Origin of the sequence: Pseudomonas parafulva (genome assembly GCF_000800255.1) — a bacterium.
GTDB classification, from domain to species: Bacteria; Pseudomonadota; Gammaproteobacteria; order Pseudomonadales; family Pseudomonadaceae; genus Aquipseudomonas; species Aquipseudomonas boreofloridensis.
The window spans coordinates 2798498-2810784 of sequence record NZ_CP009747.1 but is presented as its reverse complement, the minus strand read 5'-3'; the positions used below and the strand labels follow the sequence as shown (position 1 = coordinate 2810784).

13 protein-coding genes are annotated in these 12287 nt (G+C 63.8%); 3 read left to right on the top strand and 10 right to left on the bottom strand.

Annotation, left to right across the window (positions count from 1 at the left end; all coding sequences use genetic code 11):
* Nucleotides 1–22: 22 nt before the first annotated feature.
* The 6 genes from NJ69_RS22765 to minC all read right to left on the bottom strand — a co-directional run bounded on the left by NJ69_RS22765 (nt 23) and on the right by minC (nt 4414).
* A complete protein-coding gene (locus tag NJ69_RS22765; protein ID WP_162889552.1) occupies nt 23–190 on the bottom strand; it encodes a hypothetical protein in 168 nt (55 codons plus the stop codon).
* 117 nt (nt 191–307) lie between these two features.
* Nucleotides 308–1597: a M18 family aminopeptidase gene (locus tag NJ69_RS11990; protein ID WP_039579334.1), complete on the bottom strand. Its 1290-nt coding sequence runs from the start codon at nt 1595–1597 to the stop codon at nt 308–310.
* A gap of 125 nt (nt 1598–1722) precedes the next feature.
* Complete coding sequence (locus tag NJ69_RS11985) at nt 1723–2358, bottom strand: RluA family pseudouridine synthase (protein ID WP_039579331.1); 636 nt, start codon at nt 2356–2358, stop codon at nt 1723–1725.
* 136 nt (nt 2359–2494) lie between these two features.
* The gene (gene minE, locus NJ69_RS11980) at nt 2495–2749 is read right to left on the bottom strand and encodes a cell division topological specificity factor MinE (RefSeq protein ID WP_021782476.1); all 255 of its coding nucleotides are present in this window, start codon (nt 2747–2749) and stop codon (nt 2495–2497) included.
* A 3-nt stretch (nt 2750–2752) separates the two neighbouring features.
* On the bottom strand, nt 2753–3565 hold the full coding sequence (gene minD / locus NJ69_RS11975) for a septum site-determining protein MinD (protein ID WP_028634667.1): 813 nt from the start codon (nt 3563–3565) through the stop codon (nt 2753–2755).
* 93 nt (nt 3566–3658) lie between these two features.
* A complete protein-coding gene (gene minC, locus NJ69_RS11970) occupies nt 3659–4414 on the bottom strand; it encodes a septum site-determining protein MinC (RefSeq protein ID WP_029611969.1) in 756 nt (251 codons plus the stop codon).
* Nucleotides 4415–4525: 111 nt separating this feature from the next.
* Here minC and NJ69_RS11965 point away from each other — a divergent pair, with 111 nt between their 5' ends.
* Together NJ69_RS11965 and NJ69_RS11960 are read left to right on the top strand one after the other, a co-directional pair.
* Nucleotides 4526–5461 carry a lipid A biosynthesis lauroyl acyltransferase gene (locus tag NJ69_RS11965; protein ID WP_039579325.1) on the top strand — a complete coding sequence of 312 codons (936 nt, stop codon included), beginning with the start codon at nt 4526–4528 and terminating at the stop codon, nt 5459–5461.
* Between the two features lie 24 nt (nt 5462–5485).
* Nucleotides 5486–6640 carry a patatin-like phospholipase family protein gene (locus NJ69_RS11960; protein ID WP_029611967.1) on the top strand — a complete coding sequence of 385 codons (1155 nt, stop codon included), beginning with the start codon at nt 5486–5488 and terminating at the stop codon, nt 6638–6640.
* Nucleotides 6641–6720: 80 nt separating this feature from the next.
* Here the strand turns inward: NJ69_RS11960 and NJ69_RS11955 are convergent, their stop codons facing one another.
* Together NJ69_RS11955 and NJ69_RS11950 are read right to left on the bottom strand one after the other, a co-directional pair.
* Nucleotides 6721–7536, bottom strand: a complete 816-nt coding sequence (locus NJ69_RS11955) for an MlaA family lipoprotein (RefSeq protein ID WP_029611966.1) — start codon at nt 7534–7536, stop codon at nt 6721–6723.
* Entirely contained in the window at nt 7529–8827 is a 1299-nt protein-coding gene (locus NJ69_RS11950; protein WP_029611965.1) for a serine/threonine protein kinase, read from the bottom strand. Before NJ69_RS11950 ends, NJ69_RS11955 begins: the two co-directional genes overlap by 8 nt.
* A gap of 225 nt (nt 8828–9052) precedes the next feature.
* On the opposite strand from NJ69_RS11950, the gene NJ69_RS11945 reads away from it, so the two are divergent.
* The gene (locus tag NJ69_RS11945) at nt 9053–9433 is read left to right on the top strand and encodes a hypothetical protein (RefSeq protein WP_039579322.1); all 381 of its coding nucleotides are present in this window, start codon (nt 9053–9055) and stop codon (nt 9431–9433) included.
* Nucleotides 9434–9452: 19 nt separating this feature from the next.
* On the opposite strand, the gene NJ69_RS11940 is transcribed toward NJ69_RS11945, so the two are convergent.
* Together NJ69_RS11940 and NJ69_RS11935 are read right to left on the bottom strand one after the other, a co-directional pair.
* Nucleotides 9453–10769, bottom strand: coding sequence for an MFS transporter (locus NJ69_RS11940; protein ID WP_039579319.1), 1317 nt, complete (start codon nt 10767–10769; stop codon nt 9453–9455).
* Nucleotides 10770–10860: 91 nt separating this feature from the next.
* The gene (locus NJ69_RS11935) at nt 10861–12285 is read right to left on the bottom strand and encodes an amidase (protein WP_039579317.1); all 1425 of its coding nucleotides are present in this window, start codon (nt 12283–12285) and stop codon (nt 10861–10863) included.
* Between the last annotated feature and the right edge of the window lie 2 nt (nt 12286–12287).

Below are 12287 nucleotides of genomic sequence, written 5' to 3'. Positions count from 1 at the left end.
ACGATGGGCCGAGTGTAGAGGTTTATGCCGGGAGTTTCTCCAGGATCGTCCAGCAGGTGACGGCAAAGATGCCCAGCGTGCCGATCCACATCATCACCACGCCGATGTTGCGCTGGCGCAGGCTGAAACCCACGGTCAGCAGCAACAGGAACAGGAAGACGGGCAGGAACAAAGAAAGGAAAGGCGACATGAACAGAATCCTTCTGTCTGGAAGTGTCGGTAATCGAGCCGGGAGCGGTGTTTGCCTTCACCGGCATGCCCGCTCCCAGAGCCCGATACTACACCCTGCCTGGCCGCGTGTCGGCGATCAGGGCAGTTCCCGGCTGCGGTAGAACGCCGTCAGCACTTTGACCAGATGCGCCAGGTCCTGGCTACCGCACAGTTCGCGGATCGAATGCATGGCGAAGGTCGGCAGGCCGATGTCGACGGTGCGCACGCCCAGATGGCTGGCGGTGATGGGACCGATGGTCGAGCCGCAGCCCATGTCGCTGCGCACCACGAAGCTCTGTACGGGCACTTCCTCGGCCATGCACAGGTGGCGGAAGAAACCGGCGGTCTCGCTGTTGGTGGCGTAGCGCTGGTTGCTGTTGACCTTGATCACCGGGCCGGCGTTGAGCTTGGGGCCATGGTTGCCGTCGTGCTTGTCGGCATAGTTCGGGTGCACGCCATGGGCGTTGTCGGCCGACACCAGCAGCGAGCGCTGGATGCTGCGCACGTACTCGTCGCCGTCCGGCAGCAGGCGCTGCAGGGTCTGCTCGAGCATCGGTCCGTCGGCACCGCAGGCCGAGCAGGAACCGATTTCCTCGTGGTCGGTGCACACCAGCACGCAGGTTTCGTCGCTGTCGGCTTCGAGCAGCGCCTGCAGGCCGGCGTAGCACGACAGCAGGTTATCCAGGCGGGCGCCGGCGATGAAGTCGCCGTGCAGCCCGATGACTGCCGCGTCTTGGGTGTCGTAGAAGCTCAGCTCGTAATCGAGCACCACATCGGCGATCAGGCCATGCTCACGGGCCAGTTGTTCGGTGAGCAGAGCGCGGAAATCGACACGCTCGTCGCCGGCCACCTGGGCCAGGATCGGCGGGAGTTCGTTCTGCGCATTGATCGCCCAGCCGTCATTGGCCCCCCGGTTGAGGTGGATGGCCAGGTTGGGAATGATGGCGATCGGCAGCTTGAAGTCCACCAGTTGGCTCTCCACCCGGCCGTCGCGGCGGAAGGTGACCCGGCCGGCCAGCGACAGGTCGCGGTCGAACCAGGGCGCGAGCAGGGCGCCGCCATAGACTTCCACGCCCAATTGCAGGAACCCGTGGCGCTGCAGCTCCGGCTGCGGCTTGACCCGCAGGCACGGGCTGTCGGTGTGCGCGCCGACCAGGCGCATGCCGCCGATCAGCGGTGAGTGCTTGCCCCGGCGCACGGCGATGATCGAGGAGTCGTTGCGGGTCACGTAATAGCGCCCGCCCGGCACCGTGTCCCAACTGTCACGCTCGTCCAGGCGCTGATAGCCCGCGGCGTCAAGGCGCTTGGCCAGGCTGGCGGTGGCGTGGAAGGGCGTAGGGGAGGCCTTGAGAAAGTCGATCAGGCCGGTGTTCAGTGCTTCACGCATAACTCACTCCAAATTCGAGCTTCAAGCGGCAAGCTGCAAGCTTCAAGCAAAGACGGTCGGCGGGGCAAGCGGTCTGCCGAGGTGCCGGCATTTTTTCTTGACGCTTGCCGCCCGCCACGGGCCGCTCAGAACGGCGCGGGGCACTCGAACTTCAACCGCTGGCCGGACACCGGATGGGTGAAGCTGAGCATCGAGGCGTGCAGGCACAGGCGGTCGTGAGCGGCCAGGGCCTCGGGATTGGCGTACAGGCGATCGCCCAGCAACGGATGGCCGATGGAAAGCATGTGCACCCGCAATTGGTGCGAGCGGCCCGTGATCGGCGTCAGCTCCACGCGGCAGTGGTCGGCGTGGCGTTCCAGCACGCGCCAGAACGTCAGGGCATGCTTGCCCTGTTCATGATCGACCACGTGACGTGGCTTGGTCGGCGGATCGTAACGCAGCGGCAGGTCGATGCTGCCGCTGTCCAAGGCCGGTTGACCCCAGCACAGTGCGGTGTAGGCTTTTTCGGTTTCGCGGTCATGGAACTGGCGCGACAGCTCGCGGTGGCTGTCCGCATCACGGGCCAGCAGGATGATGCCGGAGGTTTCCCAGTCCAGGCGATGGACGATCAGCGCCTCGGGATAGCCGTTTTCCTGGAGGCGGGTGATCAGGCAGTCCTTGTTGTCTTCGGCGCGACCTGGCACCGACAGCAGCAGGGTCGGTTTGTTGATCACCAGAATGGAAGCATCCTGATGCAGGATGTGGATGTTCGACAGCGGCATTGCGGGGTCTCTGTACAAAGCAGCGGGGCTGCGTGCGGCCCATCGCGCAATGCCTTCGCCCCTGCCGATGCTCTGGCCAAAGGCGCGGACCCCTCCCGCGATGGGCTGCAACGCAGCCCCGATGTGCTAGACCGGATCAGCGATCCGGCAGGGTAATGTTCAGCTCGAGGATCGAGCAACTGCCCTGGTTCTCCAACTCGATGTGCACATCGTCGTTGCCGATGTTCACATACTTGCGGATCACTTCCAGCAGTTCCTTCTGCAGCGCCGGCAGGTAGTCCGGTTCACTGCGTTGGCCGCGCTCATGCGCCACGATGATCTGTAGACGCTCTTTCGCTACCGACGCGCTGCTCTGTTTCTGTCTGCCACGAAAGAAGTCAAAAAGGTTCATGGTTTATTTGCTCCCGAAAATGCGCTCGAAGAATCCCTTCTTCTGTACGTCGATGAAGCGCATCGGCTTCTCTTTGCCCAGCAGGCGGTCGACGGCGTCGCTGTAGGCCTGACCGGCATCGCTCTGGTCGTCGAGGATGACCGGGATGCCCTGGTTGGAGGCCTTGAGCACCGCCTGGGATTCGGGAATCACGCCCTTGAGCTTGATCGACAGGATCTCTTCGACGTCGGCCACGCTCAGCATCTCGCCCTTGACCACGCGCTCGGGGTGGTAGCGGGTGATCAGCAGGTGTTCCTTGATCGGCTCTTCACCGTTCTCGGATCGGCGCGACTTGCTCGACAGGATGCCCAGCATGCGGTCCGAGTCACGGACCGAGGAAACCTCGGGGTTGGTCACGACGATGGCCTCGTCGGCGAAGTACATCGCCAGGTGTGCGCCTTTCTCGATACCGGCCGGGGAGTCGCAGATCACGTACTCGAACTGCTCCTTGAGCTCCATCAGGACTTTTTCCACGCCTTCCTGGGTGAGCGCGTCCTTGTCACGGGTCTGGCTGGCGGCCAGCACGTACAGGTTCTCCAGGCGTTTATCCTTGATCAGGGCCTGCTGCAGGTTGGCTTCGCCGTTGACCACGTTGACGAAGTCATACACCACGCGGCGCTCACAGCCCATGATCAGGTCGAGGTTACGCAGACCGACGTCGAAGTCGACGATCACCGTCTTGTGGCCACGCAGTGCGAGGCCGGTACCGATGGCGGCGCTGGTGGTGGTCTTGCCCACACCCCCTTTGCCGGAAGTAACCACGAGAATCTTGGCCAAGGTGTTTCACCCCTAAATAAATGGGACCCTAAGTCCCAGCAAATGCAAAAAAGGCAACGGGAAAAGTTGCGCTTAAAATGGCGGCAGTATCCGTTAAAGACGGGTGATGTTCAACACGTCGCCGACCAGGCTCACCTGCACGCCCGAACCCCACAGCGGATCGCGGCGCAGGTCCTCGCAGACCTTGTATTGACCGGCGATGGAGACCATTTCGGCGGTCATCTGCTGGCAGAAGATCCTGGCGCGGGTATTACCTTTGATACCGGCCAATGCGCGGCCACGCATGGCGCCGTAGACATGGATGTTGCCATCGGCGAGAAGTTCCGCACCCGGGCTGACCGAAGCGGTCACCACCAGATCGCCGCCCTGTGCGTAGATCTGCTGTCCACCGCGCACTGGGCTGGTAATGATGCGCGTGGGGCGCACCTCCGGTTCGGCAGGCGGCGGCGCGGGAGCGGGCTCTGGCTTCTTCACTTCCGGTTCCGGCTCCAATGGCCGTTCACGGGCCCCGGAGGGCGGCAGCACCGGCAGGTCGATGGCAATCGCGGCGGCGATATCCTCGATGCGGCTGGCACGAATGGCCAAGGTGCGCAGGCCGTGGTGACGGCAGATGCGCATCAGTCCGGGCAGATCGATCGCGCCTTCGTCGGCTGGCAGCTTGTCCAGCGCCAGGACCAGCGGTGTGTTGCTGAAGAAATTGGGGGCCTGCGCGACCTTCGCCGCCAATTGGCGGTCGAGGGCCTGGAGGTCGTTGCGCGCCAGTTCCAGCACTGTGATGGCGAGCATGCTGCCCTTGAGCTGGAACACGTTGGCGGAGTCGGGTGTCTGGTTGAGGCTCATGGTCTGCATAGACGACTTGTAACGGAAAAAGTGCCCTGACTTATAGCGATAAGACCGATTGGCCGCAACCTGCGGCCAAAGGTTGTAGAATGCCGGGCCTTTGTCTTACCGGAAGCTTCAATGGATCGTCCGCGGTTTCGTCCCTATTTCCTTCACCCACGTTTCTGGGCCCTGTGGTTGGGCCTTGGCCTGCTGTGGCTGGTGGTGCAGTTGCCATATCGAGCCCTGCTGGGGCTGGGCAGCCTGTTGGGCGCGCTGATGTATCGCGTGGCCGGCGAGCGCCGGCGCATTGCGGCGCGCAATTTGGAGCTGTGCTTTCCAGAGCTGTCCAGCGACGAACGGCGCCAGCTGTTGAAAGACAATTTCGCTTCCACGGGCATCGCCTTCTTCGAGATGGCCATGAGCTGGTGGTGGCCCAAAGAAAGACTGGCGCGGCTGGCCCACATCGAAGGGCTCGAGCATCTGCAGGCGGCCCAGCAGGACGGGCAGGGCGCCATCCTCATGGCGGTGCACTTCACCACGCTTGAGATCGGCGCGGCGCTGCTGGGCCAGGCCCACACCATCGATGGCATGTACCGCGAGCACGGCAACCCGGTGTTCGACTTCATCCAGCGCAGCGGTCGCGAGCGGCACAACCTCGATTCCCTGGCGGTCGAGCGCGAAGACGTACGCGGCATGCTCAAGCTGCTGCGCAGTGGGCGGGCGATCTGGTATGCGCCGGACCAGGACTACGGCACCAAGCAAAGCCTGTTCGTGCCGCTGTTCGGCATCCCCGCTGCCACCGTTACCGCCACCACCAAGTTCGCCCGGCTGGGCAAGGCACGGGTGATCCCCTTCACTCAGAAACGCCTGGAAGATGGCAGCGGCTATCGGTTGGTGGTGCATCCGCCGCTGGAGGACTTCCCAGGCGAGACCGAAGAGGCCGACTGCCTGCGCATCAACCAGTGGGTCGAGTCTGTGTTACGTGAATGCCCGCAGCAGTACTTGTGGGCCCATCGGCGCTTCAAGTCGCGTCCCGAAGGCGCCCCGCGCTTGTACGAGAAAAAGAAACGCTGACTCCCGATAACCAGGAAGGTATCCATGGCCGCACCTCCCGTCACCGGGCTGATCCTTTCAGGCGGCGGCGCCCGCGCCGCTTATCAGGTCGGCGTGCTGGCCGGTATCGCCGAACTGCTGCCGGTGGGTGCGGCCAATCCCTTCCCGGTCATCGTCGGCACCTCGGCCGGGGCTATCAACGCTGTGACCTTGGCCAGCGGGGCCACGCATTTCGGCGATTCGGTGCAGCGCCTGACCCGCTTCTGGCAACATTTTCGCAGTCACCTGGTGCTGCGCAGCGACTGGCCCGGGGTCATCCGCCAGGCCAGTCGCTTCATTGGCCACGGCCTGCTCGGCCTCGGCCGGCAAAGCCCCGTGGCGCTGCTCGACAGCAGTCCCCTGCGTACGCTGCTGCGCGCGCATCTGGATCTGGACGGTATCGGTCGCGCCCTCGACAGCGAGCAATTGCGTGCAGTAGCGATTACCGCCTTCGGTTACCAGTCGGGCCAGGCGGTGACCTTTTACCAGGGCCGTGGCGCGATCGAGCCGTGGCTGCGGCATCGGCGTATTGGCGTGCCCACGGCCCTGAGCGTCGAGCACCTGCTGGCCAGTTCGGCGATCCCGTTACTGTTCGCGCCGGTGCGCCTGGGCGACGAGTACTACGGGGATGGCGCTGTTCGTCAGTCGGCGCCGATCAGCCCGGCGCTGCATCTGGGGGCCAGCCGCGTCCTGGTGGTGGGCGTCAGCGGTAACCCTCAGCGCCCGGTGTCGCCGGTGCAGCGCGCGCGGGTGTTCAGTGGTCGACAGCCGAGCCTGGCGCAAATTGGCGCGCACCTGCTCAACAGCACCTTCATCGATAGTCTGGAAGACGACATCGAGCTGCTGCAGCGACTCAATCACCTGAGCCATCTGATACCGAGCCATGTGGAGGGCCGGCGTCTGGGGCTGGCGCCCATCGAGGTATTGGTAGTGGCGCCCAGCCAACCGCTGGACGAGATAGCCGCACGTCACCGACGGGAACTGCCTGCCGCATTGCGCCTGTTCCTGCGCGGACCAGGGGCGACCAAAACCAGTGGCGCCGGGGTGCTCAGCTACCTGTTGTTCGAGGCCAGCTATTGCAGTGAATTGATCGAGCTTGGACGCAGCGATGCCTTGGCCAAGCGGCGTGAGCTGTCGCAGTTTCTGGGTTTGCCGGGCTGAGGGGGGAGCGGGTCGAATCTTGGAGAGCGACGCCACCCCTGTGGTAAGCGGGGGTGGGTCGCTGGTAGGCGGCAGCCGATCTACTCGGCAATTTGCAGCTTGCGTGCCTGGGTATAGACGTAGCGGACCTTCTCGTACTCGAACGGCGAGTTGGTCTGTCCATAACGGAAGTTGGTGGAGTAGCGTCGGTCGATCGCTTTGAGCAAAGTGATTTCCGGGTGATCGCTGCTGGTTTCGGCCACGTCGAGGAAATTCGCCTCACGCTCTCCCACGTAATCCACCACCAGGCCCGTGGTATCGCGCAGGTTCGAAGGCCCGAAGATCGGCAGCATGAGGTACGGCCCTTCAGGGACGCCGTAGAAGCCCAGGGTCTGGCCGAAGTCCTCGCTCTGGCGCGGCAGCCCCATCTTGGTCGCCGGATCCCACAGCCCGCCCACACCGATCAAGGTGTTGAACATTAGCCGCGCAGTGATTTCCGCCGAGCGCTTGCCCTTGAGTTGCAGCAGGCTGTTGAACAGGTTCGGTACATCGCCCAGGTTGTTGAAGAAGTTGCTTACGCCGGTACGTACGAACTGCGGCGTCACGTAGCGGTAGCCGTCGACGGCTGGAATGAACACCCATTGGTCGAAGCGGTAGTTGAAGTGATAGATGCGCCGGTTCATCGACTCCAGTGGGTCGTAGACGTTGAGCGCGGCCAAGGTGGAGCGCTCGAATTCGCGCTGATCGAGGCCAGGGTTGAATTTCAGCTCGCGCATCGGGTCGAGGAAGCCGTCCGACTCCACGGTCGGGGCGGCCGTCACGTCAGCCTCGATGACGCTGGTGCGCGGGGCGGTTTCAGCCGCCAGGGCGCTGGTGCTGATGAGCAGGGCGAGGGCAAGTACGAGTCTGTCAGCCACGGAAGAACTCCAGCATGTCTTTGGCGTTGACACGGTAGTTGAGGTTGCCGCAATGGCCGCCGTGTGGGTAGAGGGTCAGGCGATCGCCGAACACCTTGCGCAGGAAACCGATGTCGCCGGGGCCGAGAATGACGTCGTCGGCGTTGTGCATCACGGCGATCTTGGGGCTATCGCGCAGATAGTCGGTCAGGGCGTAGAGGCTGACTTGGTCGATCAATTGCAGCAGGTTGTTGCCGTCAGTGCGCGCTCGCCACATGGGAATGACCTGTTCGGTCAGGTAGCAATCGAAGTCGCACTGCAAGGCGCGCTTGAAGAACGGCGTCAGGCTGGTGCTTTCGGTGATTGGAAACTTCGGAGGAATGATCAGGCCGCGGCGGTTGATCAGGTCTGAGGTGAAGGCGATGTCGGCGGCGGAAAAGCGGAACGAAGTACCGATCAGCATGGCCATCTGTTCGTTGGACAGGTGCTCGCGCGACTGCTGGAAGTCGTACAGCAGGGCGTCATTGAGGTCGACGAAGCCCTTGTCCTGGAAGTAGCGGGTGAGCTTTTCCAGCATCAGTTCATAGAAGGTGGTGCTGCGGTCGATGCCTTTGACCTGAGTCTGCACCATCTTGTCGAGGTTGTTGATCGAGGTATACAGGTTCACCGGCGGGTTGAGCAGCAGCACGCGCTTGAAATTGAAGCTGCGACGGGTCTCGTCTAGGTGGCTGACGAACGCAGCGTCCAGCGCACCGAGGCTGTAGCCGGTGAGGTAGAAGTCGCTGATCGGCAGGCGCGGATGTTGGGCGCGCACGGCCTGCATGACCCGGTACAAGTCTTCGGCATCCTCGCGGCTGACGCCGGGGGTGGCGAAGCGCGAGGCGGCGCTCATGAAGTCCCAGCTGGTCGGCGAGGACAACTGCACCACGTGGTAGCCGTCCTGGTAGAACAGTTTCTTGAGGTATTCGTTGATGGTGCTGCTGTAGGGCGCGCCGGTGCCTGCGATGATGAACACCAGCGGCGCCTTGTGATCCTGACGCGCCAGGCGGTAGCGCAGCTTCTTCACCGGCCAGAAGTTGTCCGGCAGCGTGAATTCGCGCTCAGGGCGCAGCGTCAGGCTGTAGTCGGATTGGTCGATGTCGTCATCGCTTGGCAGCGTCGGACGTTGGTCCGGCGGTGTCGTGGCGATGGTCGCTTCGAACGGGTTGGTCAGCGGATAGCCGTAGGTGGCCGGATCTATGTCCCGCGCGGAAGCAGCCGCAGCCAGGAGCAGGCCGCACAGCAGGGCGACGAGGCGCAACGGTCGAAGCATGGAGAGTCCCCCAGGAGACGGCAAAGGCAGTGTGGAGCTAGGACCATCAGGATGATGGCAAAGTTGCTTGGCGCGCGATCGTTTATGGTGGCTGATGTTGCCGTGAAAGTGGCTGGCGCGGCAATGGTCGTCATTGTGATCCTGAGCAGGTGAGGGTATTGCATCTTGCGCCGTGGTGCTGGGGGATTATCCTGAGCGCCGATGACATTTTTCCCGGAGCTTTGCATGAGTCGTTCGCTGCCTGTGATTGCCCTGTTGCTGCTGCTGCCGTTATGGCTGGCGGCCAGCTACGGCGTGCGCTACGGCTTGATGGAGGACAGCCAGTGGGTGGGCCTGTGCAGCGTGCCGGCCGCGCACTGGCAATGCCAGGTGCGCTCGATGCTGGGGTTGTGGATTCACTTCCAGTGGATCGGCTGGCTGGGGCTGGGGCTGGCGCTGCTCAGCCAGGTATTGCGCGGGCGCGCAGGCTGGTGGTTGGCCGTGCTGGCGCTGCTGGCCGGGCTGTCGGCCTTGGTGCTGTACACGGCCAGCCTGGCCGTGTTCGCCGTGGTGCTGGCTGGGCTGCGCCTGGTGCGCGATGCCGGCACGCGAAATCGCGCCGGCTGAGGGAACAGCTTGCGCCGCCTCAGGCGGCGGCAGGAGCGAGCACGCTGCGCCGACGTGTCAGTGCCCCTACACAGAGGAACGACGTCAGCGCCAGCGCCGAGTAGAACACCGCCAGGGGCCACCATTGGCCTGCCGCCTGCCCGGCAATCAGGGTGCCGACCATCGGCGTGGTCCCGCCGATCAGCGCGCCACAGGCTTGGTAGGCCAACGAAATGCCCGAATAGCGCTGGGCGACTGGGAACACATCGGTGATGTAGCCGGCGATCACGGCATAGAACGCCGAGGAAAACACCTTGGCCAGCGCGATGCCGAGGATGATCATCGTTCCTTGTCCGGTGGAGACGAGGCTGAACATGACGTACGGCACCAGTATGCTGATGCCCGAGGTCACCAGCAGGAAGCGACCTGCACCCACTTTGTCCGCGAGCCAGGCGGCGATTGGCTGGTTGATCAGCTGCACGAGTGCGACCACCGACAGGCATTCGAGGATCACCGAGCTCTTGATGCCCATGTATTGGGTGGCGTAGGCGATCATGAAGGTATTGGTAAAGTAGGCCGACGAGATACCGATGGTGCAGGCACCCATTACCAGCAGGATCAATGGCCAGGCATCACGGACCACGGTCTTGACCGGCGATTGCGCCGGTTGGCCCTGCTGGGCCAGCGCCTCGAACTCAGGTGACTCATGCACGCCGCGGCGGATCACGAACGCCAGCAACAGCAGCACGATGCTGCCGATGAACGGCAGTCGCCAGCCCCAGGCGTACATGTCGGCCTCAGGCATCTCGGTGATGAAACGGAACACCATCAGCGACAGCACCAGCCCCGCCGGGCTGCCCAACTGGGCGAACGAGGCGTAGAAGCTCTTCTTGCCCTCCGGTGCATGCTCGCTGGCCAGCAGCACCGCGCCTCCCCATTCGCCCCCCACGGCAATGCCCTGCAAGATACGCAGGCCCACCAGCAGCACCGGTGCCCAGAAGCCCGCCTGCGCATAGGAGGGCAACAGGCCGATGCCCACCGTCGAGACGCCCATCAGCACCAGCGTCAGGATCAGCGAGTACTTGCGTCCGAAGCGATCACCCAGGTGACCGAAAATGATGCCGCCTAACGGTCGAGCGACGAAACCTACCGCCAGCGTGGCGAAGGACGACAAGGTACCGACCAGTTGGCTGCTGCCTGGAAAGAACACGTGGCTGAAGATCAGCGCCGAGGCCGTTGCATAGATATAGAAGTCGAACCACTCGATGAGGGTGCCGAGGAATGAGCCGGCGGCAGCCCTTATGGGTTGCCGGGCACGGGGCTGCGCTTGGGCGCGCGGGGTACTGGAACTGGACATCGTGGCTACCTTTGATTTGTTGTTGGCATTGTCAAAAGGAATCAAGCCGGTGTTGGTTTCTGCGTCTGTCGCGCTGTACCGGCGTTGCGGGTTAACGCGCCAGCGGGCGAGTGGTGTAGGGACGGTTGATCGACTCCAGCGCGTGCGCGAACGCCAGCAATCGCTGCTCGTCGCGGTAGCGGCCGACGATCTGCAACCCCACCGGCAGGCCCTGCTCACTGAAGCCGCAGGGCAGCGACAGGGCCGGGTGGCCGGTCAGGGTGATCAGCGAACAGCTGTTCATCCAGTCGATGTAGGTCTGCATCGGCTGCTCGCCGATCTGTGTCACGTAAGGCTGTTCGACCGGGAAGGGCAGCACCTGACTGACCGGAGCGACCAGGAAGTCGAAGCGCTCCAGCAGCGCTTGCAGCTCTCGGAACAGCCGTGCACGGACTGCTTCGGCGTCCATCACATCCTGGGCCGTGAAGGTGCTGGCCTGCTCGATGTTCCAGATCACGGTGTCCTTGAGCAGGTGGCGATTGCCCTGCAGAAGGTCGGCATAGCCGCCGGCATAGGTGAGCGCGCGCAAGACCTGGAAGGCCCGTGCGCCGCCTGTGAAGTCGGGCTCTGCCAGTTCGACCGTGCAGCCCAGCTCGTCCAGGCGTCGCACGCCAGCCTCGGTGACGGCGCGTACCTGTGGATCGACTGGCAGCCCGCCCAGGTCGGGGCTGTAGGCGATGCGCGCGCCTTTGAAATCGTGCTCTGCCAGCGTCGTCAGTGGATGGGTGTGCGACTGCAGCGACAGGGGGTCGCGCGGGTGTTGGCCTGCGATCACGCTGAGCAGCAGCGCGACATCGGCCACGCAGCGCCCCATGGGTCCGGCCACGGTCAGTTGGCCGAAGCTGTTGGCGTTGGGCACATTCGGCACCCGACCGATGGACGGGCGCAGACCGACGATGTTGCAGAAACTCGCCGGATTTCTCAGAGAACCGCCCATGTCGGTGCCGTCTGCCAGTGCCACCATGCCCGTGGCCAAGGCCACGGCCGATCCGCCGCTGCTGCCGCCACAGGTCAGCTCCGGTGCGTAAGGGTTTCGCGTGGCGCCGAACACTTCGTTGAAGGTCTGCGAGCCTGCGCCGAATTCCGGCAGGTTGCTCTTGCCCAGCAGGATCGAGCCGGCGGCGGCCTGGCGCTGCACGATCAGCGAGTCCTGATCGGGGACATGCTCGGCGTAGACCTTCGAGCCCCACGTGGTGCGCATGCCTGCGGTGAGGAACGAGTCTTTGTGCGCCACCGGCAAGCCATGCAGCGCGCCGAGCGCTTCGCCCTTGGCCTGTCGCTGATCGGCGGCCTCGGCGCGCTCGAGTGCGCCTTGCGCATCCACTGTGACCAGTGCATTGAGCGTTGGGTTGTAGTGCTCCAGTTGTGCCAGGCACGCCTGCGTCAGTTCACGTGCGGACAGATGCCCGGCGCGGATTTCGGCCGCCAGCTCCCAGGCCGGTCGGGTGGCTAGGCCGGTATCAGTGAGGTCATCCATAC

Excerpts from the sequence above, each read along its gene's own strand:
- NJ69_RS22765 (WP_162889552.1), bottom strand. The coding sequence starts at position 190 with ATGTCGCCTTTCCTTTCTTTGTTCCTGCCCGTCTTCCTGTTCCTGTTG.
- NJ69_RS11990 (WP_039579334.1), bottom strand. The coding sequence starts at position 1,597 with ATGCGTGAAGCACTGAACACCGGCCTGATCGACTTTCTCAAGGCCTCC.
- NJ69_RS11985 (WP_039579331.1), bottom strand. The coding sequence starts at position 2,358 with ATGCCGCTGTCGAACATCCACATCCTGCATCAGGATGCTTCCATTCTG.
- minE (WP_021782476.1), bottom strand. The coding sequence starts at position 2,749 with ATGAACCTTTTTGACTTCTTTCGTGGCAGACAGAAACAGAGCAGCGCG.
- minC (WP_029611969.1), bottom strand. The coding sequence starts at position 4,414 with ATGCAGACCATGAGCCTCAACCAGACACCCGACTCCGCCAACGTGTTC.
- NJ69_RS11965 (WP_039579325.1), top strand. The coding sequence starts at position 4,526 with ATGGATCGTCCGCGGTTTCGTCCCTATTTCCTTCACCCACGTTTCTGG.
- NJ69_RS11960 (WP_029611967.1), top strand. The coding sequence starts at position 5,486 with ATGGCCGCACCTCCCGTCACCGGGCTGATCCTTTCAGGCGGCGGCGCC.
- NJ69_RS11950 (WP_029611965.1), bottom strand. The coding sequence starts at position 8,827 with ATGCTTCGACCGTTGCGCCTCGTCGCCCTGCTGTGCGGCCTGCTCCTG.
- NJ69_RS11945 (WP_039579322.1), top strand. The coding sequence starts at position 9,053 with ATGAGTCGTTCGCTGCCTGTGATTGCCCTGTTGCTGCTGCTGCCGTTA.
- NJ69_RS11940 (WP_039579319.1), bottom strand. The coding sequence starts at position 10,769 with ATGTCCAGTTCCAGTACCCCGCGCGCCCAAGCGCAGCCCCGTGCCCGG.
- NJ69_RS11935 (WP_039579317.1), bottom strand. The coding sequence starts at position 12,285 with ATGGATGACCTCACTGATACCGGCCTAGCCACCCGACCGGCCTGGGAG.